Genomic DNA, 24217 nt, shown 5'->3' with positions numbered 1-24217 from the left:
ATCAATACCCTTTTTATGGTTTTTTTTACAAAAAGTTCGTATTATAACAGCTACGATTTGGAGATAAATAGGAATGTTATCATCATGTTTAAAGATTGGAGTATGTATAGCATGAAAATCATGCATTTAACAATAGAACTGATTGCGGGATTTTTTCTGCTTTTTATAATCATCAAATTCGTTGGCAAGAAAATTATTAATCAAATTACACCTTTCACTTTTATTTCCGCTATAGTATTAGGAGAATTACTAGGCAACGCCTTATACGATCATCAAATTGGGATTCTTTATGTTATATACTCCATGGTATTATGGGGAATTTTGCTCTTTATAGTCGAATATCTTGGACAAAAATCTTTATGGTTTCGTGGCCTTTTTGAAGGAAAACCATCTGCTCTTATTAAAAATAGAGTGGTTGACCGAGAAGAGTTGAGGAAAAATCGGATGAATATTAATCAGTTACAAAGCTTACTTCGGCAAAGTGAAACCTTTTCGATTCGAGAAGTCGCCTTTTGTTATTTAGAGGCGAACGGTTCTATTAGCATTTTAAAAAAACCACAGTATCAGAAAGAAAACAACATTGCAGGATTTCAATCTTTCAGGGACACCTGTTTACGTTCCTGTTACGCTCATTCGTGATGGGGAAGTACTGTGGGATGAACTAAAAGATTTAGGATTTGATGAACATTGGTTAAAGGTGCAACTCTCATCACAAAATATTTCAGATTATAAAGATGTTTTTATCGCTGAATGGTTGGAGGGAGACGGGATTTTTGTACAGACTTATCAGTTTCAATCCTCATCTTCTAACTAAGGAGGATACTATGCCGTAGTGGGGATAAGTTGGTATGGTTGTTTTATAAAGAAAGATATTCGCGAACCCCCCTGTATACACTACATTGATGGAGGTTCGCAATTTTTTTAAAAGCAATAGTTATTCAAAGTCAACAGGATTCCCCTCTTAAACTTTCAACGAATATCATTATAAATACACTTATCTATTTACAAAATACATAGTCATTGACTTATTTAGAGCGACCTCCCCACTCCCCCTCAAAAATCAATCCATCCAATTGTTGCCGCTTTTCCCAATTGTAGATCTCTAGCAAAGGTCGATCTGGATAATTTTCCGTATAACCAACGGAAAGTAAGGCGATTGGGTCCACATGATAGGGAATATTCAAAATCGTTCTGACATCAGCTTTTTTATAAAAGCTCACCCAGCCCATTGCTAGTCCTTCTGCATAGGCAGCAAGCCACATGTTTTGGATGGCACAGCTTGTGGACATTAAATCCGTTTCTGGAATCGAGTTTCTTCCTAGTACATGGTCACCGGCACTGAATGGGTTACATGTTACACAAATTGTGACAGGTGCTTCAAGAATTCCGGCAATTTTCAAATCTAAAAAGGTTAACTCGCGGTCCGTTCCTTCATAATGAATGGCGAGTGCGCGTCGTTCTTTTTCAACGATCGCAGCTAGCTTTTTCTTTGTTTCGTCATCTTTAATAATGATAAAATTCCATGGCTGCATAAATCCAACTGATGGGCCACTGTGAGCCGCTTCTAATAGTTTATATAATGTTTCATCCGGAATTGGTGTTTGTAAAAAGGTCCGAATATCTCTTCGATTAAAAATCGCTTTATAGACTCCACTTTTTTCTTCTTCACTTAACTTATTCATACTAATCCCTCCAATTTTTAGACAATAAAAAAATTCCCAGCCTAAATAGGCTGAGAATTTGCCAAATCTCAGAACATCCAATACTGGCAGGTCTCCTGGCTCTGATTCAACGTCAGTCTGTCCCTTCCCGGAAATAATCCGGTGGCTATGACAGCGACTCCTCAACTACAGTGGCGGGCTCCGCATCGTTTTACCGATTTCCCTATTCTCTTCCACATGGAAGCACCAATATGGCGTTTAGATAATATGTCTAATACTATTGTTATCCGAAACTAAATTACCATGACTCATATAATAAGTCAAGATTTTACTCTTTTGATAACATTCCTTCAACATTCTCTGATGCTTGCATGTTATAGATTGGTAGAATAAACAAAAGCCCGATAATAAATAGAATCGCTGCTACTTCAAAGATCATAATAATTGAAAACATTTCTTTTAAAATACCAGCAGTACTCATTGTTAACACCATCGCTCCAGAGAAAAGCGGACTTAACGTACCGTTCACTCTTCCAATAAATTCTGATTTTGTGTTTTGTAAAATCATCGTATTAATGCCGACTTGAATACATGGGAGGAAAAATCCGTTCACAAATTCAGCGACAAGAGTTAATGTAAGGTCTGTTGAAAAGCCAATCACACTCATCCCAATTGCATTGGCTAGCATCCCGATTACTAAAAGCTTTTGCGGAAGAAGAGATTTAGAGAATATAACAGAAGCCGCTCCCCCCAATATCATTCCAATTCCATTCACCATTAACAGCCATTGTAAATTTTCTTTTGCTAACTCTAATCGTTCTGTTACAAGAAAAACGGCTAAAGGTTGAATAAGTCCGATTGCAAGTCCTGCAGCCATAAAACAAATTCCAAGTAGCTTCAATTCCTTTTTAGCAAGAACATAACGAATTCCGCTTTTCATATCTTCAAGTAACGTTGTAGCTTTTTGTTCATCCTCTGTTTTATGGTCAGCTGGAATGAATAGAAGCATCACTGCAGAAAGAAGAAAGGCTATTCCTGTAACAACCATCGACACAACGATTCCAAATTGTTGGAAAATCATCGTACCAAGAACAGGCCCAAGCACCATAAAGACAGCAAAAATCGTTTGGTAAATCGACATCGCTGACTGCAGCAATTCCGGGCTTAAATGCATCTTAAATAGTTTCATCCCCGACGGCTGAGAAAACTGCGATAAAATCGACGAAATCAATGTAGCAAAAAAGACAATATGCCAAGAACCAAACACTAGTGTGAGAACTACCGCAAAAACCGAAATAGCACTTAATATATCACACCATACCATCGTTCTTTTTGGCCGCCAACGATCAGCAAATGTCCCGCCAATAAAAGAAAAAATAAAAATCGGAGCAAATTCAGCAACAGAGATCATGGAAACAGCAAAAGCATTTCCATTTGTTTTTTCCATAATAAATAACAAAATCGCAAAATTCCTCACCCAAATGCCTATTTGAAGAAACAAAGCGGATAGGAAAATCGCTTGAACAAATCGATTTTTCAATAATTGTGACATAACAGTCCCCTTTTCTATTAATGATTATGGGAGACAACAAAAAACCTCCCATCCGTTATTTTTGGATAGAAGGTCGTCTAAAACCATGGAAAAAGACGTAGTACACCATGTACTACAACTTCAATGATTTTTTTAAAGTACAGACTAATCCCATTCAAAAATAACTTCGTATTATATAACGAATCTATTCTTCAAAACAGGATTAGTTAATCATCGTCCTACGGTCACCCTTTCGATTTATGATGTACTTATATTACAGTTTTTCCCTATTTTTTTCAATGCATTTTTTACTAAATTAATAATAATTTTACACTTCCGGCGTATCCGTTGGCTTTGCATATCCTTCTTCATATTGTTGATCAATCGCTTCTCGTATTTCTTTTACCGTTTTTCCGTTGTTAAAATCAACTACTGCCTGAGCGGCAATTTCTAAACAGACACCACATTTAGTCCCATGATCATCCCAGACAACAGCTCCGCTTTCTTTGTTTTCAAACACAAAGCAGTCATAATTGTTTTTGTGATTGGCCGATTCCCCACATCCACAGTAACAGGGGATTTGCTCTAATAGCTTTTGATGTTTAGCAGCAGCTACATAGATTGTCTGCATATCTTCTGATTTATCTGCTAGAAATTCAGGCATTTGTTCTACCCCGCTTGTCTCTTCACGAATATCACCTGAATCTGTATGTTCCGTATGAATTGGATGATTATCATGACTTTCTTCTTTACTAGAACAAGCTCCAAGTAATAAGGTAGAACAAATTCCAAACGTTAGCATTGTTTTTTTCCATCTCATCATATACACCTCTAGAAAAATTTGGTTTTTCTTATTTTACTAGAAAAAGAGGAGTTTCTTCAAAGTTAATGTTTTCTTAAAACAAATTTATCAACATTCAATTGATAGGATTCTTCACTACTACTTATTCCTCCAACCTCCTATTCTATTAGTTCATAACCTGTCTTATTCAAAATCTCTCATTACCTCTTTTTCATATAAAAACAATATTCCGCCATATTCTTAATATTCATTTACTTTAAATTAATACCACCTTAATAATGTGGTTTTATATTGTATTCATAGGAATAAATACATAAAAAGGAGTAAAAACAATGAAAAACAATATTTTTAAAACATGCTTGGTCTTATCAAGTGCATTTATGTTAACAGCATGCGGACAAGAAACTAGTAATACCACATCAACAAAAGATGGAAAATCAAGCAATTTATCAGGAGAATTAACCGTCTACACAGCAATAGAAGAAGAATTGATTCCACAGTATTTAGAGACATTTGAGGAAACATATCCAGAGATTGACTTGAATATTGTGCGAGATTCTACAGGAATCATTACCGCTAAATTGCTTGCAGAAGGGAAAAATACAGAAGCTGATGTAGTCTGGGGAACGGCGGCATCTAGTTTACTAGAATTAGATGAGAAAGACATGATTGAAGGGTATACACCAAAAGACAGTAATAAAATTCTTCCGCAATATAAAGATAATTTACAGCCAGAAAAATGGGTTGGAAACACGACCTTCATGACAGGAATTGTCGTGAACACACAAGAGTTGAAAAAAAGAGGATTAGCTATTCCGAAATCGTATGAAGACTTATTAAAACCAGAATATAAAGGAGTAATTGTAATGCCTCACCCCGCTTCTTCCGGCACTGGATTTTTGACTGTCTCTGCTTGGCTACAAATGATGGGAGACGAAAAAGGCTGGAACTACATGACAAAATTACATAACAATATTGGAACTTATACACACTCTGGTTCTAAACCAGCCAAACTTGCAGCCTCTGGCGAATATCCAATTGGCGTTTCATTAGTATACAGCGGTGTGAAGCAAAAACAAGAAGGTGCTCCGGTAGAAATCATCTTGCCTGAAGAAGGTCTTGGATGGGAAGTGGAAGCCAACGCCCTAATTAAAAAAGAAGACAAAGAAAGCGACACATTAGCGAAAGCATTCCTTGACTGGGCAATTTCTGATGAAGTAATGAAAAAATACTATGAAGCGAATGGCTTCTCTACGATGAAAAATAATTTTGAACAGCTCGAAGCATTTCCAGAGGGTGTCGAAGAGAAAATGTATGCAGACAATAATTTAAAATGGGCTGCAGAATTCCGAAGCACGATCCTAGAAAAATGGGAACAACAATATGGCCAAAAAGCCGAACCGAAAGAATAAAAAGGAGTTGTAACCTTGACTAATCCCTATTTAAAAATCGATCAAATTCATAAACAATTTGGTTCATTTACAGCTTTAAATGATATTTCTATCGATATTAACAAAAAAGAGTTTGTTTGCTTACTAGGGCCAAGTGGATGTGGGAAAACAACGCTGCTTCGAATTATTGCCGGCTTAGAAGAAGCGACTACTGGAAGTATTTTTATGAATGGTCAGGATATTTCGACGCTGCCGCCTGCTAGGCGGAATTTCGGCATTGTATTCCAGTCTTATGCCCTCTTCCCTAACCTAACAGCTTTGCAAAATATTGAATTTGGATTAAAAGCAAGAAAAATCAATAAAAAAGAGGCAAGAGAAAAAGCTCTAGAATCACTCGCCCTCGTAGATTTGCTAAAGCAAAAAGATAAATATCCTGCTCAAATGTCAGGCGGTCAGCAACAACGGATTGCATTAGCACGTGCCATTGCTTTATCACCGGATTTCTTGCTTCTTGATGAGCCTCTCTCTGCTCTTGATGCCAAAGTGCGCGAAAAGCTGCGTAGAGAAATTCGTTCGATTCAAGAAAAGCTTCAAATTACAACCATTATGGTGACACATGATCAAGATGAAGCATTATCGATGGCAGATAAAATCGTCGTTATGAATAATGCAGAAGTCATGCAAATCGGAACACCGCAAGAAGTGTATCAAACACCTGCTAATCCATTCATTGCCGATTTCATTGGTTCAATTAACTTCTGGGAGAATGCCGAACCTACTCGAGATGTTGAAAATACATTTGCCATTCGACCTGAGCATATCCGCTTATCCAATAAAGAAGGCATTCTTTCAAAAGTAGAAGAAATTGAGTTTCGCGGGCCAATCTATCGCGTTCAATTTAAAGTTATAGATTCTTCTTCTTACTTGTATGGCAGATCTATTAAAGTAGATGTTTCTACTCATGATGTGCATACATTTAACCTTTCAAAAGGCGTGAACACCCATATTTCATTGCCAGCGGAAAGAATCCTTACTTATAAAGGACAGGTGGTTGTTTAATATGGATGTCATTCGTAAGACAAATAGCATCGAATCAAGGAACAGAATACATAAGGATGATTGGATACAACGCTCCCTCCTTCTCTCTATTATTCTCATTTTTCTTGGTGTATTAGTCTTACCATTAGCAACACTATTTACAAAAGCATTTCAACATGAAGATGGAACTTTTGTTGGTTTGGATAATTTTATTCATTACTTTTCAACGCCATCTTTAGTTCAATCTTTGCAAAACACACTCTTTATTGCATCAATGACAACTGTCATTTCTGTTTCATTGGCATTCGTTTATGCGTATTGCTTAATAAGAACAAATATAAAAGGAAAAGCGTTCTTTCATTTTGCAGCTCTCTTGCCTCTATTTGCTCCAACCATGATGCATGGAATTGCACTTATGTATTTATTCGGAAACCAAGGTTTGATTACAACGGGTTTCTTCGGAGCCATTCCCGGGTTCAACATTGATTTATATGGACCAATCGGAATCATTATGGCGGAAGTTATTTATACGTTTCCACAAGCCTTTTTAATCATGCTTGTGGCGTTAAATGGCTCAGATTACAGATTATATGAAGCAGCTAATACGTTGGGTGTTCATAAAATAAAACAATTTATGACCATCACTCTATCTAGTGTGAAATACGGTTTAATTAGTGCGATCTTTGTTGTTTTCTCACTTAGTTTTACCGATTATGGTGCACCTAAAGTCGTTGGAGGCCAATATAACGTACTTGCAACGGATGTGTACAAGCAAGTCATCGGTCAGCAAAAAATGGAAATGGGGGCAACGGTAGGAATCATTTTGATCTTACCAGCTCTAGTTGCTTTTCTCGTCGATCAGATGACGCAACGCAAACAAGGAAGCTATATTTCTTCCAAGTCTGCTCCCTATCAGATTAGTGAAAATCGTAAAAGAGACATGCTTTCATTGATGTTTTGTTTCCTTGTTTCAGCTTGTATTATGGCAATTTTTGCAGCCGTTGCATTAGCTGCAAGCGTCAAAGTATGGCCGTATGATATGAGTCTGACATGGAAGCATTTTGAACTTAAAAGCTATACAGGAGATGGACTTACTGCTTATAAAAACAGTTTAATAGCTGCTGCATTAACTGCTGTATTTGGAACGATCTTTACGTTTATATCAGCTTATGCTATTGAAAAAATCCGAAAAATGATGGGCTTGAGAAAGCTTGGACACTTTCTTTCAATCGTTCCACTTGCAATTCCAGGTCTTGTAATTGGATTAAGTTATGTGTTCTTTTTTAGCCAACCTGAAATAAACGTATTAGGTTTCACTATTTCGAACCCTCTTAACTTTTTATACGGAACAATTGCGATTGTTGTGATCGCCAACATTCTTCACTTTTACTCGGTTGCTTATGTGACAGCTACAACTGCATTAAAAAAGCTAGACCGTGAATTTGAACTTGTATCAGAGTCAATGGGTGTTCCTTTTTATAAAACGTTCTTCAAAATTACACTGCCGATGTGTTTACCGGCTGTGCTGGAAATGACTATGTATTTCTTTGTTAATGCGATGGTAACTGTATCTGCTGTTATTTTCTTATATACAGCCGACTTCAAACTGGCCGCCATCTCGATTGTAAATATGGATGACGCGGGGAATTTAGCCTCAGCTGCTGCCATGAGTGTTTTAATTATCGCAACAAATATTATTGTAAGAGTTCTGTATGAAAGCGTAACGAAGATCCTCCGCAAGAAAAATAACAAATGGCAAAATAAATGATGAGATGAAAGGAAAGATGAAGATGAACATGAATAAAATCGAAGCAGTTGTATTTGACTGGGCAGGCACAATGATTGATTACGGGTGCTTTGCCCCACTTGAAGCATTTCTAGAAATTTTCCGTAAACGTCAAGTCACCATTACGGTCGATGAAGCAAGAGAACCGATGGGAATGTTGAAAATCGAACACATACGTTCCCTTTGCGCTATGCCACGTATTCGCACTGAGTGGATTCGTGTTCACGGCACAGAGCCTACTGAAAAAGACATTATTGAAATGAATGATGATTTTGAATCAATCTTATTTAGCTTGCTGCCAGACTTCACCTCCCCTATTCCAGGTGCAATCGAATTAGTAGAACGCTTAAGAGAAAAAGGCATCAAAATTGGTTCAACTACCGGGTATACGAAAGCCATGATGGAGATTGTTGCTCCAAGAGCTAAGCAAAATGGATATGCGCCTGACTGCTATTTCACAGCTGATGATGTGAAAGCTGGTCGCCCATTTCCTTGGATGTGTTATGCCAATGCAACGGAATTAAATGTGTATCCAATGAACCGTATGATCAAGGTTGGAGATACGACAACAGATATGAAAGAAGGAAAAAACGCTGGCATGTGGACAGTAGGTGTTGTACTAGGAAGCAGCGAGCTTGCCCTTTCAGAAGACGAAGTTAAGCAAATGACTGAAACAGAATTACAACAAAGAATGGAAACCGTTCGTAAGCGCCTATTTGGCGCAGGAGCTGATTTTGTTATTGATTGTATTTCAGATTTAGATCAAATCATTGAACAATTAGAACAATAAACGAAAAAAGAAATGGAGAGATTCATAATGAAAAATCCGTACTTACTTTTAACACCTGGCCCCCTTTCAACAACAGATTCTGTTCGTGAAGCAATGATGCGAGATTGGTGTACATGGGATGATGAGTACAATGAACTTGTACAGAAAGTGCGTCATCGGCTGGTTACACTTGCAACGAAAAATCCAAAGCAATACACAGCAATTCTTATGCAAGGAAGCGGCACATTTTCGGTAGAAGCTACAATTGGAACCGTTCTACCCAAATCAAACGGTAAATTATTAATTGCTACAAACGGTGTATACGGTAACCGTATCGCTCAAATATGTGATTATTTAGGAATTAAAACAGTGATTGCCGAAGCAAATGAACAAGAGCCGATTGCATTAGACACGATGGAGCAGCTTCTTCAATCACACCAAGATATCACTCATGTGATGATGGTTCATTGTGAAACGACGACAGGAATTCTAAATCCACTTGAAGAAGCATGTCAGCTTGCGAAGCAATATAACAAAATCACAATTGTAGATGCAATGAGCAGCTTTGGAGGTATTCCATTAGATGTGTCCGAACTACAAATTGATTTTCTTATTAGTAGTTCTAATAAATGTATCCAAGGCGTTCCAGGGTTTGGATTTGTTATTGCTAAACAAGATGAATTAGCCAAATGCAAAGGTCATGCTCGTTCTCTATCACTAGATTTATATGATCAACATGAAACGATGGAAAAGTATAATGGGAAATGGAGATTTACCTCCCCTACCCATGTAGTACGAGCCTTCTATCAAGCTTTAGTAGAGCTTGAAGCAGAAGGTGGAATTCAAGCTCGCTACGAACGCTATCAGCAAAATCAAAAATTATTAGTTCAAGGAATGAAGAAACTAGGCTTTCAAGCATTGATAAAAGAGGAGTACCAATCACCTATTATCACCTCTTTTCTCTATCCAGAAGAGGCATTTTCCTTCGCTGCGTTCTATCAATTATTGAAGGATCAAGGTTTTGTCATCTATCCAGGTAAAGTATCACGAGTGGCAACATTCCGAATCGGAAATATTGGCGATGTACATATACACGATATCCAACGTTTATTAACTGTTATAAATAATACACAAGCAAAAGGAGCGGTTGTACGATGAAAGTATTTTGTTTAGGTGGAGCAGGTAAAATATGTCGAGAAGCGATATTAGATTTGGTTCAATATTCTTCATTTAAAAAAATAACAGTCGCTGATTTTAATGAAGAAGAAGGCCGCAAGGTTGTCGAATGGCTGAATGACTCTCGCGTTGATTTTGTGAAGGTCAATGTATTTGACCATGAAGAAACAGTCGAGAAAATGCGCGGATACGATATTGTTATGGATGGAACAACCATTAAATTAAATGGACTATCAACCGCTTGTATTGCTGAAGCTGGATGTCATGCTATTAATTTAAACGGTTTTGGTGAGGAAGATCACTCACACGAGATTTTTTTAGCACAAGGAAAAACATGCTTACCAGGATTCGGGATGACACCAGGCTTAACACAAATGATGGCGATGCATGCTGCCAACCAATTAGATTCGGTACATTCAGTACGTGTAAGCCATGGTTCTTATCGTCCAATTGCGTTTTCAAAATCCATTGCCGAAACAACAACATATGAATATGATCCTAATTTGCCAACGCGAGTCGTATATGAAAACGGTGAATTCATTCAAGTCCCTCCTTTCGCCCGCCCGAGGGAAATTCAGCTGCCTGAGCCATATGGAACAGCCGTTCAATATATCATTCCTCATTCGGAAACAAAGACGCTTGCAAAAGCACTGAAGAACAAAGATGTACAACTTATCGAAGTACGCGGAACATGGCCGCAAGAAAATATGGAGCTTGTACGTGCTCTTTATAACTACGGTTTCTTAAAAAACGAAACAATTACAATCCATGATCAACAAGTAGGAATTATGGATTGTATCAGTGAATACTTATATCAATCAGAAAAAGGAAATACGACTAAATTGTACGGGTATGCGCTTCATGTAGAAGTAACCGGTACAAAAGATGGAAAGTTCTATCAGCACACATTAACACATACTCACCCTGCTTCCGATGGTTCTGTTGAAGGCTGGGAAGGATTACGCGCTTATACAAGAAATGTAGGCATTCCTATGGCGATTGCTACTGAATTAATTGCCAAAGGAAGCATCGCTCAAAAAGGGGTCATTATTCCAGAAGAAGCTTTTCTTAACCCGCAAGCTATTTTTATGGAGTTAGAAAAACGTGGTATATTTGTACAAGAAGAAGTAAAAGAATTACAATCTTTAGAAGATGAAATCATTTTAGCTTAAAACGCAAGGAGTAACGTGGATGTCTTTATTAGCAGAAGAACGAAAAAAGCAAATTATTGAGATGATAGAAAGTCAAGGACAAGTAAAAGTAAATGACTTAGCTAAAGACTTCGAAGTATCTACAGAAACGATACGCCGTTATTTGGAAGATTTAGAAAGTGAAAATAAGTTAAAAAAAGTATACGGCGGTGCTATAAAAGTAGATTCGGAAGAAGAGCCATCTATGTTTGAACGTGAGATCCTAAGAATTGATGAGAAAAAACAAATTGGCCAAAAAGCCGCTTCTCTCATTCAAAAAGGTGATGTCATCTTTATTGATGAAGGCAGTACGACTTTACAGATGGCCTCCTCTCTTACTGACTTGCTGGATGTAACCATCATTACGAACTCCTTTCCTCTCGTGACGATGCTTATGAAATATGAAAGCAAAGGACTTTTTACAGGAGATATAATTTTTCTCGGTGGTCATGTGAACAGTAAACATTTTCGTGCATCTGGCTCACTAGCTGAAAAAATGGCTAAAGATTTCTACGTGAATAAAGCTTTTATTGCCATTGATGGCGTTCATCCTGAAACAGGCATCACAAGCTTTGATTTAGAGAAATGCCTTTTATCCAAGATTTTTATTCACAATGCTAGTGAAACATTCGTCCTTGCTGATCATACCAAACTTAATGTAAAAGCAACTTACAAAATAGAATCACTGAAAGAGATTGACCATTTGATTACGAATGTCCCAATGCCAACAGATTGGAATATACAAGATATGAACTGGATTATTTGATGAACCTCCCCCACCTATCGCGTTCGCGCTTGAGGAGGGGGATTCTTGTTGTTTCATTTATCTTTTTCACCCTACATTTTCGCTCGTTCTCTCAATTCAATCCTCTTACTTTTCGATTCAATTCCTTATTAGAAAAATAAACAAACTGAATATTTTCTTTCATAAAAAAGTATTTATGAAGATAGTTCGCTAGCAGCCAAATAAAAACATAAGAAAAACTATACCAAACAATGGTCATCACAACAGGAACAATGGTTGGAGAAAGTCCTATTAGGTAATGAGCAATAATATACCCTCCAGGAACGGAAACACGGACCAATGTATATTGCCAAGCTGGTGTGTTCTTCTTTGGCCGTTTTTCAATCGAATCATATTTTTTATATTGCTGAAGTATAGAAAAATAGACTGTCGCGAGAAATAATACACACATCACAATATAATAGATTGGTGATTGGATTCCGCCTATAAAAGAATACTTTAGCGCCATGAGAAAATAACAGATTGCACCAACTACACCTAAACACCCAATATATAATACAGAATCCAATTCTATATCTTCAACTTTCTTACACAAAAGCCAGATCGCCCATACACTTATTCCTGCTAATAAAGGTAAAATGACATACAGAAAAGCCTTCATATGCGGAAAAAGCAAAGGGATAAGAACAAAAGCATCCAGCAATAAAAATGTACCACCTGCAATAACAAATTTAATCTGATAAACAGGTAAAGGCTGTAGCTGGTCTTGAATATGTCCTGGTAATTGATTAAGTCTTTTATGTTGTGGTATTTTCAACATGTATGAACCACCTAATTTTTAAAGTATTATCAAAATAAAAAAGGCGAGTCGTGTCTCACCTTTTCCTTTTATATCGAATGAAGCCTATTGTTTAACCTGCTCCAATACAGTTTGGAACTCTTCCTCTTCTTCATTAGCAAATCCTTCAAAGATGACTTTAGCGATATTAGCATGATTAAACACATACGTATACTCCGGTGATATATAGCCTTCTGGATAAGGGACAGCTAAGTAATCATACATCGTTCCCTGTTGATTGTCTTCCGTCATCAGAATTTGTTTTCTTCCGTAAATCATTAACTTTATATTCCCGCCTTCTAGTACTACAATCGAACCATTAGGTACTAATTTCTGCTTCATGTTATATCCTCACTTTTTTATTCACATTTTTCAACCTACATTTCTGCCCGTTCTCTCAATCCAATCCTCTTACTTTCCGATACAGTTCTTTATTGGCAAAGTACGCTACATGCATGTTTTTCTTAATAAAAAAATATTTATGAAACGACCTAGCCATTATAAAAATAAAAAAGATGCAAAAAATCCAATAGACCAACATCATAATCGAAAGGAGGATTGATTGAGAAAAGCTCATTACATATTGTGCCACAATATATCCTGCTGGTACTGATATACTTACCAAGGTATACTGCCAAGCCGGTGTTTTCTTCTCTGATTGTTTTTCCAAAGACGAATATTTTTTTATTTGTTGACGCACAAAAAAATAAATCAACGCTGCATAAATCATAAACCAGATTACATAATAAATTGGTGATGTAAATCCTAACATATACGAATACTTAAGAATTAACATAAAGTAACAAAATGATCCGATGATGCCTAAACCACCTATAAATAAAAGGGATTCCATTTCGGTTTTTTCTGGTTTTCTAATCAGAAGCGCGATTGCCCAAATATTAATCATGGCCATTAAAGGAAATGTTACATAAAGAATCGGTTTGATAACCGGAAAAAGGAGTGGCATGATAATAAGAAAATCAAGAAGAAGGAAGGTATAAGCAAAAATCATTCCTTTAATTTGCACTGTAGAAAAAGGGGTTAATCCTTCCTGAATATGATCAGGTAAATCTCTTCGTTTTATATCTTTGCTGATTGTTAACATGTACTAAATCACCTATTTTCCATTCTATTACTTCAGCCACCCTGCAACCGTTTTGATTCCCTTTTGAACCCCATCTTTCAGACTATCAGAAATGTTCTTTTCATCTTTTCCAATCTTAATTCCGTCCAACACATAGGTACTAGCTATAGAAAATCCAAATCCTATTACAGCTGCTCCAAGTAAAGGAACACCGCCTGCGACAACTGCTGAAACAACTACAGCACCGGCAGCTAATGTCGCAGCCCCAATACCTGCATCCACAACTGCATCTCCAACAATTTTCTCGGCAGAAGCATTCGACTGAACATTTTTCACAATATTCTCTCCCGTTGATAAGGTAATTCCTGCGATTCCTAGCTTACTCATAAAGGCACTTTTCACAGCAGCTGAAGGTCTCACATGCTCAGCAATTTTTAATTTATGACCATTCCCTAATTTAACCTGAGAATCAATATAGCTATTTTTATAATCTTTACCGGACATATCTAGATACTTGCCATTTATAACTTTAAAACCACTATCATATTTTTCGATGCTCACTCCATGTTTTTTGACCTTATAAACGGTTTCCGTTAATGCACTGATTTCTGAAACCGTTCCAAATGTAGCCCCTTTGGAAGCAAAAGGTGCTGTGGCATCAAATACGACATGTTTCCCAAAAGGTGTAGATAAAGCTGTCCAGTTCACCTTTTCCATTTCTTTCTTCATATCACGATAACTGTCCATTTTTTCTAATTGCTTGCTATTAAAGCTGTCTATGGAGACTTTTCCGCTCTTAAACTTCGATTCTAGTTCTTTTACATATGCAATGAGAAGCTTCAGTTCTTCTTCTACTTCTTTCAGCGCTTTTGTTTGTTCTTCATCAAATATATTCAAGTTCTCAATCGTTTTTTCTATTTTCTTTTGTGAATCCTCTACTCCTATAATAACGTGATCATCGCGGAGTTTAGGCAGGTTTACAATATCATCTACTCTCGCTGTTAGTGTATTGACTTCATCTACCAAATCAATGGTCGTATTTTTAACTTTTCGTAGGCCCTGCTTCAATTCACCTTCCAAAAAGCTTTCTCGAACGAATCCTTTTTTATTTGGCTCTACTGTCGGATATGCATTATCCGCTTCTTTCAGGACACGGCGATATTTTTTAAGAAACTCGCTGTAATAGAGTAAAAAAGGAACATGACAATCTTGATAAAAGGATTTAATCGCTTCAGCACCCTTTCCCTCAAAAGCCTCACCTAAGTTAATCACGTCATTCACATCTTTAGATAATTGCGTAATTTTTTCTTGCTGATCATCTATCCCTTTGACTGTTTCCTCTATTCCGCTAACCAATGGCTCCACGTCTAATATTTTCATCAAACTTGACTCCTTTTGATACTCGCTGAAATAACCTCATCCGTTTCTTTCATCGCTTCCACAGACGATTGAGTAGCTTTGATATTTGTCAGTAAAAGAGCTTGATAGCTTTGAGCCAACGTTGCCAGATCTTTATTGATGTCGGTTATCTTTATTACAGCATTTAATTCATTGCTGCCTTCAATAGATGGTACTGTAAACTGAATAAGTCCAGTCGATGTTTGTACCTTATTCAGTGCTTTTTCCACTTCATCATAACGAATTTTGATTTCCTTACTCACTTGCATCACTTCCCTTGTAAAGCCTTAGCTTCTTTTTCTTCCCGAGCTGCTGCCTCTGCTGCAGCAATTGCTTTATGTAAAGCTTGAATTTCCTCCAATAAGCTCTCGATTTTTGACTGAATGATCAAGAAAAGTTGTGGAAATTGCTCATCTAAAATTTGTTTATAAGAATCATACACTTCTCTATTACGAAATTCATCAAAATCACTGGCTATGTCCCCTTTCCAAGCATCAGCAGCTAAACTCGGCTCTAGACAAGCCAATGCATTTATGGCGAAATCATTATAAAGCTGTTCTAGCTCTGGAATGATTTCCTGTAATCGTCGAAGCTCATCCTGCTTTTTAGCAAGTTTACTATATAAAGAGGAAAGCGAAGAATCGAACACGACATTAAGCACCTCACCCATTGAATCCTATAATTAATGTTTCTCACCAATCTATTAAATCATAAAAAATTTAGAAGTCTCAATGCTATTGATGAAGGATATGCCAAAAATGAGCCATATTCCCTGTTAGAGTAAAAACATTTCACAGGAAGAAAGAACCAAGCTGATTTTTTATAGAATCGACAAAGTGCTCCAAATCTATGAAACTATTCATTATAAAAACAAGCTTCCTTCAAAAGAAAGAAGCTTGCTGATGCTATTATTGATAAATCTTTGAACCACTCTGACGGAATTCCTCCGCTTTCTCTTCTAGCGCTTTATCCATTTCCATATCACGAATATTATGAGAAATCTTCATGCTGCAAAATTTTGGGCCGCACATTGAACAGAAATGAGCGGTTTTAGCTCCTTCTGCTGGCAGCGTTTCATCATGGTATTCCATTGCTCGCTCCGGATCAAGTGATAAGTTAAATTGATCACGCCAACGGAATTCAAATCGTGCTTTTGAAAGAGCGTTATCACGAAGTTCTGCTCCAGGATGTCCTTTGGCAAGATCCGCTGCATGAGCGGCAATTTTATACGTAATTACCCCATCGCGCACATCGTCTTTATTTGGCAAGCCTAAATGTTCTTTCGGTGTTACATAGCAAAGCATGGCTGTTCCGTATGAAGCAATCATCGCTGCGCCAATGGCTGACGTAATATGGTCATAGCCTGGTGCAATATCAGTCGTTAATGGTCCAAGCGTATAGAACGGCGCTTCCATACAAATATCTAATTGCTTATCCATATTTTCTTTAATTTTATGCATCGGTACATGACCTGGTCCTTCAATCATCACTTGTACATCATGTTTCCAAGCAATTTTCGTTAATTCACCAAGCGTTTCAAGCTCCGCAAATTGAGCATCATCATTCGCATCGGCAATCGAACCTGGACGAAGCCCATCTCCTAATGAAAAGGAAACATCGTACGCTTTCATAATTTCACATATTTCTTCAAAATGTGTGTATAGGAAGTTTTCTTGATGATGCGCTAAACACCATTGGGCCATAATCGATCCCCCGCGAGATACAATGCCTGTTGTTCTCTTTGCTGTTAGTGGGATATATGGCAGACGTACTCCCGCATGAATCGTAAAGTAATCCACCCCTTGTTCCGCTTGTTCAATTAACGTATCCCGGAACACTTCCCATGTTAAATCTTCGGCAATACCATTCACTTTTTCAAGCGCTTGATAAATCGGAACCGTCCCAACTGGAACCGGACAATTGCGAATAATCCACTCTCGCGTTGTATGAATGTTTTTCCCTGTAGAAAGATCCATCATCGTGTCTGCTCCCCAACGAATAGCCCACGTCATTTTTTCCACTTCTTCATCGATTGACGAAGTTACTGCAGAATTACCGATATTAGCATTAATTTTCACTAAAAAATTACGTCCAATAATCATTGGTTCACTTTCTGGATGATTAATATTAGCTGGAATAATCGCTCGCCCTTCCGCTACTTCTTTACGAACAAATTCTGGGTCCATATTTTCTCGCAATGCGATATATTCCATTTCAGGTGTAATGATTCCTTGACGGGCATAATGCATTTGCGTTACATTTTTCCCTTTTTTTGCACGAAGCGGCTTTCTTTTTAATCCAGGAAAGACAAATTCTTTTCCTTGATTGATATTTTTATAGCCATTGTCCTCAGGCTTTATTTCACGCCCGATATATTCCTCGGTATCCTCACGATTACGAATCCATTCGCTCCGTACAGATGATAGACCTTTTTCAATATCAATCTTCACTTGTGGATCTGTATAGGGACCACTCGTATCATAGACACGGATGGGCAGATTTACTTCTTCCCCTCGCGCTGTCACAGTTGGAGACTGTTCAATCTCACGAAAAGGAACTCTTATACTTGGTTGGGATCCTTCTACAAATACTTTTTTACTAGCTGGAAAACTTGTCATTACGACGTTCTTTTGTTCACTCATCATCCATTCCTCCTTTAGTTATAGGACGAAATCTGATTCCCAAACGGCATGAAAAAACCGGGATCTGTATAAACAGAACCCGGTAGTAGTCAGTTTTTTAAACGGCACAAAGCCATAAAAAAAGCAGATAACAACTTCCCCACGCTGGTATGAGCCAGATCAGGTCCTGAGGGTTAAGAAACTTCATCGTGTTTCTCTCTCAGCCCAACTTATTGGACACCCCTAGTACGAAAATATTAACTTTTCTACTACTACTATAGAATAAATTCATAGACATGTAAAGAGAATATTGGAAATTTTGTCTATTGAACCTTATTGTCTAAAAACTGAACAATTTCATTACATAACAAATCCAGATTATCCATTAATAGAGAATGACCACAAGCCGCCAATTCTTTAAAAACCGCTCGGCCATGAAAATCCTCCATGATTTCATCGGCCATTTGTTTAGAAATCACTAAATCATCACTTCCTCGTAATATAAGGACAGGTATTTGAATATCCTTCACTTGATTTCTACCTTGAAGCAACCCATTATGTTGATCACTTATATTAAAAATATTTAAAGTATGATAGACTTCGGCAAGATTGCGCTGTGTAAGCATATCGTCCACATATTCCTCATACTTCTTGTCATCAGGCTGCTTCTTTGTATAAATTAAAGTATTCCACACAGACTTCAAAAAGTCTCGATTATTCATATCATATGCTTGTTGTACAGCCATTGTCTTAGCATCATTTCTGACTTCTTCCTGTGTTTGCAGTCGTTTCGTCAAGTCCGGGCTGCCAAACGTTGGATATCCCCTCGTTGAAACAGAGGCTAATAAAATTAATTGCTCGCATAGCCCTGGATAATCCGCACAAAACTGCATTGCAACCGCACCGCCAGTCGACCAACCAATCATACTGAACTCGGACAGCTGTAACTGATCAACAAAAAGTTTGAGATCATCTGAAAAATCTTTGATGCTTTCAACCGGACGTATATACGTCGAATGACCGAAACCTCGTAAATCCACAGCTAATATTTTATAAGAGGAAGGAATAACATCGATTAAAAGATCCCAATGCTTAGAAGAGGTCATATTTCCATGAACAAGAAGTAACACTTTATCTCCGCCTGCTCTTTCACGGTATCCTAATGTTTCTCCATTTGCTAAAGTCGTTCTTTTCAGTTCCACTCCCACTTTATTCATTCACTTCATCTCCTCATCTACTATTTGCTAAATACACCCCTCGATTTCTTTTCTTTATCGTTTCGTAAGCGATTGTCTTACAAAATTTACGGCATCATCTAGATTTTCGAAGGTCATTTCATCATCGTCTTGAATATGAGTCACTTTAATCCTCCACTGCTTCTCTTCTGTCAATGTTTCCGTGTTTGCGAGATGGAAGCGAAAGATAAATGAAACGATTGTTTGCCCGCTCATCTCACCCCTCCTTCACTATATTCTCTGAAGTCGATACATCTTCCTTCTTTCCTTTTTTTGCAACAAGTTTTCGGACACTACCGACAATACCATTTGGAAAAAACATTACTGCAAGGATATACACAATGCCAAACAAAATAAGCCAACGCTCAAAAATCCAATGCACTTTTGCAAGTCCTGTCAACCAATGGTGAGCCAATTCAATAATAGCTGCTCCTAAAACAGGACCAATTAATGTACCCACTCCACCAATAATCGTCATTAATAAAGCATCAAGCGTAATGTCCATCGTAAATACACTCGTATTGACAAAACGCAGCGATAAAGCATATAAAGAACCACTTAAACTCGCAATTCCGCCAGCTACGATACTCGCAATGATTTTATAATGCAAAACTTGATAGCCAAGTGATTCTGCCCGTTGTTCATTATCCTTAATAGCTAGCAATATTCTTCCTAATGGAGACTGAATAAATCGTTTTAATCCAAAATAGACAATGATCATCAGCACAAGACAAACAAGATAAAAGTGAAGTCGACTATGGAAAAACTCAGGAACTCGAAACGTAAATCCATCATTTCCGTACGTAAGGGTCCTCCATTTTTCTGCAGCGACAAGAAATAGACCAGCAAGAGCCAGCGTCAACATCGCATAATAATGACTTTTTAAACGAAGCGTCATCAACCCTACAACAAAACTGATAATTAGAGAAAACAAAACACCCAAAATAATCGCCCCAGTAACAAGAAGCATCGTTGGTTCATAATGCTTTAACATAACACTGACACAGTAAGCTCCAATGCCAAAAAACATTGCATGCCCAAAAGAAACAATGCCGGTAAAACCAAGTAAAATATCATAGCTCATCGCAAAAATCGCAAAGATAAAAATTTGTGTAAAAAGGATTAACATGCTTCGATCTTCATAAATAAATGGAAATACGAATAAAGCGAGACCTATAATCAAAAATAGCAGAGACTCTTTATCAGTAAATCTATTCCTTCTCACCTCATCACCCCTTTAGCGCAAACAATCCTTGCGGCCTAACTAGTAAAACAACAGCCATAATCAGCATATTAACGGCTAGCGAAAGCTCAGGAACATAATAAGCCATAAAGGAACCAATAAGTCCAACAAGCGTAGCTGCTAAGATGGAACCTGTAATATTACCCATCCCGCCAATGACAACGACGATAAAAGCGAGAATCGCATATTCCATCCCCATATTTCCATGAATCACTCCCGCATATGGAGCAATCAACATGCCGCTTAATGCTGCCATAGCCGCTCCAGCCATAAACACATATAAAAAAATCCGCTTAATATTAATACCTAATGACTGAACCATTTCTTTATTAATCACTCCTGCACGTACAATCAGCCCAATCTTCGTATGTTTTAACATATAATAAATCAAGGCGTACATGAGGAAGCCGACCACAATAATAAAAGCTCGATATTTAATAATTAAAATATTCCCGATTTCCCAGCTTCCTGTTAAATAGGCTGGAGGTGTAACAGCAATTTGATTAGGTCCCCAGATTACTTTCAAAAATTCCGAGAGAACAATCATAAAACCGAGTGTAATCAATATTTGCTGAACATGATTTCCATACACAGGCTGAATAATCCACTTTTCCGTTATAAAACCAAGAATGATACCCATGAAAATAGCTCCTATTATTCCTGCTATAAAACTATTTGTTAATAGATACAGCCAGACACCGGCATATGCTCCCCAAGCAAAAAGGCCCCCATGAGCAAAATTCAAAACACTCATTAAACCGAAAATTAATGTTAAACCTGCAGCTAGAAGGAAAATTAACATTCCTGTTGCAAGACCATTAATCGTTAAATTAATGAATAGCTCCATATTATGCCCCCTAAGCGATTCCTAAATATTTCCGACGAAGACTTTCATCTTCACGAAGAAGCTGCATCCGTCCATTAAATACCGTTCTACCGTCGTCAATAATATAAAAAGAGTCTCCTATTTGACTGGCCATCAAAAAGTTTTGTTCAACTAGAATAATCGTTGTTTTTTGCTTCATTTCTTGAATAGAATGCATAACTTTCTCCACAACAATCGGTGCTAAGCCTTTACTTGGTTCGTCAATCAGCAACAATTCGGTTTCATTGACATAAGCTCTGGCAATAGAAAGCATTTGCTTTTGCCCGCCGCTTAGCAGTCCGCCTGGCTTTTTCCAAAATGTTTTTAAGTCTGGAAAAAGATTAAGAATCCATTCCATTCTCTCCATCACATCATCACTTTCTTTTTTAATCGCTACTTTCATATTTTCTTCAACTGTTAACTCTCCAAAGATTCCTTGGTCTTCTGGCACATACCCAATCCCTCTATTGGCAATGTCATGTGGAGGCAACCCGTTCATGATTGCTCCTTTAAAGGCTACCTCTCCCTTTGTCGGTGGATTTAAGCCCATAATCGTTCGTAAAGTTGTCGTCTTGCCCGCTCCATTTCTACCTAATAGCACCGTTACTTCTCCAGCTGGTACTTCAAATGAAATATCTTGAAGAATATGATATTGGTCAATATACGTTTCAACATTTTTAAGACTGAGAAGTGAATTCATCGTACAAACCTCCTAAATAAGCGGACTGCACCATTTCATTGTCCATAATTTCCCTCGGTGTTCCTTCCGCGAGAAGTTTCCCATTAAATAACACCATAATTCGATCAGACAAATCCATAATCATATCCATTTTGTGTTCAATCAATAAAATCGTTTTATCTCCTTCTTCTTTAATTTTTTTAATCACTTGTAGAATAGCTGGTACATCTTCCAACGACATTCCTGCTGTCGGTTCATCTAATAAGAGTAACTCTGGTTCAAGTGCAAGCAACATGGCCATTTCTAGCTTTCGTTTCTCTCCATGAGCAAGATTAATGGCTAATGTGTTTTCTTTATGATCTAGTAGAGCTACATGCAGCCAATGTAACGCTTTTTCTTCAAATTTTTGATAGCTGCGATAATGCGTAAAAGCTTGATAGCGCAATTTAGCTTGTGACTGGACAGCCAATCTTACATTTTCTAATACAGTTAAATTAGAGAAAACATTAGTAATCTGAAAAGAACGCCCTATCCCTAAGCGTGTTCGTTCAACGACAGAGCGCTTCGTGATTTGTTGTCCCTTCAGATATATTTCTCCTTTTGTTGGCTTCAATTGTCCACTTAAGAGATTGAACAAGGTCGTTTTCCCCGCTCCATTTGGACCAATAATCGATTTAAATTCATTTTTCTCAACCGAAAAGCTAACATCCTGTACAGCTTGGTGTGCTCCAAATGTAATGCCTAGATTTTTCGTTTCAAGAATCGCCACCACTCACTCACCATCCTTTTAAGATGTTCTATTTAAAAACTCCCCTACACCTTCACAGTCTGGTCCAAAGGCATAAGGGGAGTACAACTACATTTACTTATTCCGGATCGGCGGCGCTGTTTCTTCAGGGCTTAATTCTCTAATTAAAACAGGCACTGGATAATCCACACCCTTCTTATTCTCTAGTTTAATAGAATAAAGAGTTTGAAGGGCTTGATGATCTTCTTTACGGAAAGTCATCGTTCCTTTCGGTGTTTCAAAACTCATTCCTTCCATAGCCTCAATCAGCTTATCAGAATCCGTACTATTCTCTGTTTTCTTCAAAGCTTCGACAATTGAAATAGCTGCACTCATCCCACCTGGTGTAAACAAATCAGGAAGCTCACCATTAAAACGATCTTTATGCTCCTTTACTAACCAATCATTGACTTCATTGTTGGGCAGATCATGATAATATACGCTAAATCCTTCCATTCCTACTAATGGCTTCATTGTTTTTAACGCGGCAATATCTGGAGCACCAGTCGAAATGGTAATTCCTTTGTCTTGTACTTTCATATCAGCGATTTGATTCCAAGGAGAATTAGCACCTGCCCACACAACAAATAAATAGTCTGGTTTAGCATTGATAATTTTTTGGATATTGGAAGTAAAATCTGTTCCAGCCGGATCGGCAAATTCTTCATGAGTGATGGTTGCTCCCAATTTTTCTGCCGCTTCCTTAAATGCAGTTATTCCATCATGCCCAAAGCTGTTATCTGGTGCAAACGTAGCAATTTTCACTCCTTTTTTAGCAATCGCTGCTGCTCCTGCTACAGCATCTTGTGAGGAGTTTCGCGCTGTTCTAAACACGTATTTATTGAACTCTGAGCCAGTAATACTATCTGCAACAGCTGGTTCTACAACAAAGATTTTTTTATATTCTTCTGCAAGCGGTACAACAGCTAGCGTATCAACAGAACTAGATGACCCCACTAGAAAATCTACTTGATCCTCTTCAAGTAGTTTCGTTGCTTTTTGTACAGCTACTTCTGCTTTCGTTTCTGTATCTTCTATAATGAATTCAATTTTTCGCCCATCGATTTCTCGCGTTCCATCCGTTGCATAATCAAGCCCTAGCTCAAACCCTCTTGTTGTTTGCTTACCATATGATTCAAGTGCCCCTGTCATGGAAGCAAGCACACCAATTTTGATTGTTCCTTCTTTAGATGATTGCTCAGAGGATGAAGAGCCAGAGCTACAAGCTGATGTAAAGACCATCATAAGTAAAACTACAAACAAAGCACCTTTCATTTTCCTCATTCGTTTTCCTCCTATTTTAAAAAATGAAATCCATTACTGCTTGATATCATCTTAAAAAAAGGAAGTTACAAAGGAGTTACAAAATCGGGAGCGA

Annotated in this window: 24 protein-coding genes, 1 pseudogene and 2 riboswitches; of the genes and pseudogenes, 8 read left to right on the top strand and 17 right to left on the bottom strand. The window is 37.6% G+C overall.

Translation table 11 applies throughout. The features are described from left to right. Positions 1-111: 111 nt before the first annotated feature. Positions 112-814 (top strand): annotated as a pseudogene (locus BAOM_RS09660) (DUF421 domain-containing protein). Between the two features lie 211 nt (positions 815-1025). Here BAOM_RS09660 and bluB read toward each other — a convergent pair. The 3 genes from bluB to BAOM_RS09645 all read right to left on the bottom strand — a co-directional run bounded on the left by bluB (position 1026) and on the right by BAOM_RS09645 (position 4012). Next, the gene (gene bluB, locus BAOM_RS09655) at positions 1026-1682 is read right to left on the bottom strand and encodes a 5,6-dimethylbenzimidazole synthase (RefSeq protein ID WP_127760095.1); all 657 of its coding nucleotides are present in this window, start codon (positions 1680-1682) and stop codon (positions 1026-1028) included. 68 nt (positions 1683-1750) lie between these two features. Beyond that, a riboswitch (cobalamin riboswitch) is annotated at positions 1751-1927 on the bottom strand. 62 nt (positions 1928-1989) lie between these two features. Further along, entirely contained in the window at positions 1990-3213 is a 1224-nt protein-coding gene (locus BAOM_RS09650; protein ID WP_127760094.1) for an MFS transporter, read from the bottom strand. Between the two features lie 307 nt (positions 3214-3520). Continuing rightward, the gene (locus BAOM_RS09645) at positions 3521-4012 is read right to left on the bottom strand and encodes a PCYCGC motif-containing (lipo)protein (protein WP_127762519.1); all 492 of its coding nucleotides are present in this window, start codon (positions 4010-4012) and stop codon (positions 3521-3523) included. Positions 4013-4326: 314 nt separating this feature from the next. Between BAOM_RS09645 and BAOM_RS09640 the strand changes: the two genes are divergently transcribed. The 7 genes from BAOM_RS09640 to BAOM_RS09610 are packed head-to-tail and all read left to right on the top strand — an operon-like array spanning position 4327 to position 12110. Next, on the top strand, positions 4327-5406 hold the full coding sequence (locus BAOM_RS09640; protein ID WP_127760093.1) for a putative 2-aminoethylphosphonate ABC transporter substrate-binding protein: 1080 nt from the start codon (positions 4327-4329) through the stop codon (positions 5404-5406). Between the two features lie 15 nt (positions 5407-5421). Further along, a complete protein-coding gene (locus BAOM_RS09635; RefSeq protein WP_127760092.1) occupies positions 5422-6444 on the top strand; it encodes a putative 2-aminoethylphosphonate ABC transporter ATP-binding protein in 1023 nt (340 codons plus the stop codon). 1 nt (position 6445) lies between these two features. Further along, a complete protein-coding gene (locus BAOM_RS09630; protein WP_127760091.1) occupies positions 6446-8191 on the top strand; it encodes a putative 2-aminoethylphosphonate ABC transporter permease subunit in 1746 nt (581 codons plus the stop codon). A 22-nt stretch (positions 8192-8213) separates the two neighbouring features. Beyond that, positions 8214-8999, top strand: coding sequence for a phosphonoacetaldehyde hydrolase (gene phnX / locus BAOM_RS09625; RefSeq protein ID WP_180319831.1), 786 nt, complete (start codon positions 8214-8216; stop codon positions 8997-8999). Positions 9000-9023: 24 nt separating this feature from the next. Continuing rightward, positions 9024-10136 (top strand): 2-aminoethylphosphonate--pyruvate transaminase, encoded by a 1113-nt coding sequence (phnW, locus tag BAOM_RS09620; protein ID WP_127762517.1) that lies wholly within the window; start codon positions 9024-9026, stop codon positions 10134-10136. Next, complete coding sequence (locus tag BAOM_RS09615) at positions 10133-11326, top strand: saccharopine dehydrogenase family protein (protein WP_127760090.1); 1194 nt, start codon at positions 10133-10135, stop codon at positions 11324-11326. The genes phnW and BAOM_RS09615 overlap by 4 nt, the downstream gene beginning before the upstream one ends. 19 nt (positions 11327-11345) lie before the next feature. After that, on the top strand, positions 11346-12110 hold the full coding sequence (locus BAOM_RS09610) for a DeoR/GlpR family DNA-binding transcription regulator (protein ID WP_127760089.1): 765 nt from the start codon (positions 11346-11348) through the stop codon (positions 12108-12110). A gap of 91 nt (positions 12111-12201) precedes the next feature. Here BAOM_RS09610 and BAOM_RS09605 read toward each other — a convergent pair whose 3' ends face one another. The 14 genes from BAOM_RS09605 to BAOM_RS09540 all read right to left on the bottom strand — a co-directional run bounded on the left by BAOM_RS09605 (position 12202) and on the right by BAOM_RS09540 (position 24123). Further along, on the bottom strand, positions 12202-12909 hold the full coding sequence (locus tag BAOM_RS09605) for a hypothetical protein (RefSeq protein ID WP_127760088.1): 708 nt from the start codon (positions 12907-12909) through the stop codon (positions 12202-12204). 84 nt (positions 12910-12993) lie between these two features. Further along, the gene (locus BAOM_RS09600) at positions 12994-13269 is read right to left on the bottom strand and encodes a DUF4176 domain-containing protein (protein ID WP_127760087.1); all 276 of its coding nucleotides are present in this window, start codon (positions 13267-13269) and stop codon (positions 12994-12996) included. 55 nt (positions 13270-13324) lie between these two features. Beyond that, positions 13325-14032 carry a hypothetical protein gene (locus BAOM_RS09595; protein WP_127760086.1) on the bottom strand — a complete coding sequence of 236 codons (708 nt, stop codon included), beginning with the start codon at positions 14030-14032 and terminating at the stop codon, positions 13325-13327. 27 nt (positions 14033-14059) lie between these two features. Beyond that, positions 14060-15391, bottom strand: coding sequence for a ribonuclease YeeF family protein (locus tag BAOM_RS09590; RefSeq protein ID WP_127760085.1), 1332 nt, complete (start codon positions 15389-15391; stop codon positions 14060-14062). Next, positions 15391-15672: a YwqI/YxiC family protein gene (locus BAOM_RS09585; protein WP_127760084.1), complete on the bottom strand. Its 282-nt coding sequence runs from the start codon at positions 15670-15672 to the stop codon at positions 15391-15393. Before BAOM_RS09585 ends, BAOM_RS09590 begins: the two co-directional genes overlap by 1 nt. A 5-nt stretch (positions 15673-15677) precedes the next feature. Beyond that, the gene (locus BAOM_RS09580; RefSeq protein ID WP_127760083.1) at positions 15678-16058 is read right to left on the bottom strand and encodes a hypothetical protein; all 381 of its coding nucleotides are present in this window, start codon (positions 16056-16058) and stop codon (positions 15678-15680) included. A gap of 259 nt (positions 16059-16317) precedes the next feature. Continuing rightward, positions 16318-18054, bottom strand: coding sequence for a phosphomethylpyrimidine synthase ThiC (gene thiC, locus BAOM_RS09575; protein ID WP_127760082.1), 1737 nt, complete (start codon positions 18052-18054; stop codon positions 16318-16320). 116 nt (positions 18055-18170) lie between these two features. Then, a riboswitch (TPP riboswitch) is annotated at positions 18171-18285 on the bottom strand. Positions 18286-18353: 68 nt separating this feature from the next. Then, positions 18354-19247, bottom strand: coding sequence for an intracellular short-chain-length polyhydroxyalkanoate depolymerase (gene phaZ, locus BAOM_RS09570; RefSeq protein ID WP_127760081.1), 894 nt, complete (start codon positions 19245-19247; stop codon positions 18354-18356). 54 nt (positions 19248-19301) lie between these two features. Beyond that, positions 19302-19481, bottom strand: coding sequence for a hypothetical protein (locus tag BAOM_RS09565; RefSeq protein WP_127760080.1), 180 nt, complete (start codon positions 19479-19481; stop codon positions 19302-19304). Between the two features lies 1 nt (position 19482). After that, positions 19483-20490: a branched-chain amino acid ABC transporter permease gene (locus BAOM_RS09560; RefSeq protein WP_252283361.1), complete on the bottom strand. Its 1008-nt coding sequence runs from the start codon at positions 20488-20490 to the stop codon at positions 19483-19485. Between the two features lie 4 nt (positions 20491-20494). Beyond that, positions 20495-21355, bottom strand: coding sequence for a branched-chain amino acid ABC transporter permease (locus BAOM_RS09555; RefSeq protein WP_127760079.1), 861 nt, complete (start codon positions 21353-21355; stop codon positions 20495-20497). 10 nt (positions 21356-21365) lie between these two features. After that, the gene (locus tag BAOM_RS09550) at positions 21366-22073 is read right to left on the bottom strand and encodes an ABC transporter ATP-binding protein (protein ID WP_127760078.1); all 708 of its coding nucleotides are present in this window, start codon (positions 22071-22073) and stop codon (positions 21366-21368) included. Next, positions 22051-22824, bottom strand: a complete 774-nt coding sequence (locus BAOM_RS09545) for an ABC transporter ATP-binding protein (RefSeq protein ID WP_127760077.1) — start codon at positions 22822-22824, stop codon at positions 22051-22053. Before BAOM_RS09545 ends, BAOM_RS09550 begins: the two co-directional genes overlap by 23 nt. Before the next feature lie 90 nt (positions 22825-22914). Further along, the gene (locus tag BAOM_RS09540) at positions 22915-24123 is read right to left on the bottom strand and encodes a substrate-binding domain-containing protein (RefSeq protein WP_127760076.1); all 1209 of its coding nucleotides are present in this window, start codon (positions 24121-24123) and stop codon (positions 22915-22917) included. Positions 24124-24217 lie beyond the last annotated feature (94 nt).

The organism is Peribacillus asahii, assembly GCF_004006295.1.
GTDB classification, from domain to species: domain Bacteria; phylum Bacillota; class Bacilli; order Bacillales; family DSM-1321; genus Peribacillus; species Peribacillus asahii_A.
This window is presented reverse-complemented; position numbering and strand designations above follow the sequence as displayed.

Coding starts and splice junctions, on each gene's coding strand:
- bluB (WP_127760095.1), bottom strand. CDS start 1,682: ATGAATAAGTTAAGTGAAGAAGAAAAAAGTGGAGTCTATAAAGCGATT.
- BAOM_RS09650 (WP_127760094.1), bottom strand. CDS start 3,213: ATGTCACAATTATTGAAAAATCGATTTGTTCAAGCGATTTTCCTATCC.
- BAOM_RS09645 (WP_127762519.1), bottom strand. CDS start 4,012: ATGAGATGGAAAAAAACAATGCTAACGTTTGGAATTTGTTCTACCTTA.
- BAOM_RS09640 (WP_127760093.1), top strand. CDS start 4,327: ATGAAAAACAATATTTTTAAAACATGCTTGGTCTTATCAAGTGCATTT.
- BAOM_RS09630 (WP_127760091.1), top strand. CDS start 6,446: ATGGATGTCATTCGTAAGACAAATAGCATCGAATCAAGGAACAGAATA.
- phnX (WP_180319831.1), top strand. CDS start 8,214: ATGAACATGAATAAAATCGAAGCAGTTGTATTTGACTGGGCAGGCACA.
- BAOM_RS09615 (WP_127760090.1), top strand. CDS start 10,133: ATGAAAGTATTTTGTTTAGGTGGAGCAGGTAAAATATGTCGAGAAGCG.
- BAOM_RS09610 (WP_127760089.1), top strand. CDS start 11,346: ATGTCTTTATTAGCAGAAGAACGAAAAAAGCAAATTATTGAGATGATA.
- BAOM_RS09605 (WP_127760088.1), bottom strand. CDS start 12,909: ATGTTGAAAATACCACAACATAAAAGACTTAATCAATTACCAGGACAT.
- BAOM_RS09600 (WP_127760087.1), bottom strand. CDS start 13,269: ATGAAGCAGAAATTAGTACCTAATGGTTCGATTGTAGTACTAGAAGGC.
- BAOM_RS09595 (WP_127760086.1), bottom strand. CDS start 14,032: ATGTTAACAATCAGCAAAGATATAAAACGAAGAGATTTACCTGATCAT.
- BAOM_RS09590 (WP_127760085.1), bottom strand. CDS start 15,391: ATGAAAATATTAGACGTGGAGCCATTGGTTAGCGGAATAGAGGAAACA.
- thiC (WP_127760082.1), bottom strand. CDS start 18,054: ATGATGAGTGAACAAAAGAACGTCGTAATGACAAGTTTTCCAGCTAGT.
- phaZ (WP_127760081.1), bottom strand. CDS start 19,247: ATGAATAAAGTGGGAGTGGAACTGAAAAGAACGACTTTAGCAAATGGA.
- BAOM_RS09565 (WP_127760080.1), bottom strand. CDS start 19,481: ATGAGCGGGCAAACAATCGTTTCATTTATCTTTCGCTTCCATCTCGCA.
- BAOM_RS09555 (WP_127760079.1), bottom strand. CDS start 21,355: ATGGAGCTATTCATTAATTTAACGATTAATGGTCTTGCAACAGGAATG.
- BAOM_RS09550 (WP_127760078.1), bottom strand. CDS start 22,073: ATGAATTCACTTCTCAGTCTTAAAAATGTTGAAACGTATATTGACCAA.
- BAOM_RS09540 (WP_127760076.1), bottom strand. CDS start 24,123: ATGAGGAAAATGAAAGGTGCTTTGTTTGTAGTTTTACTTATGATGGTC.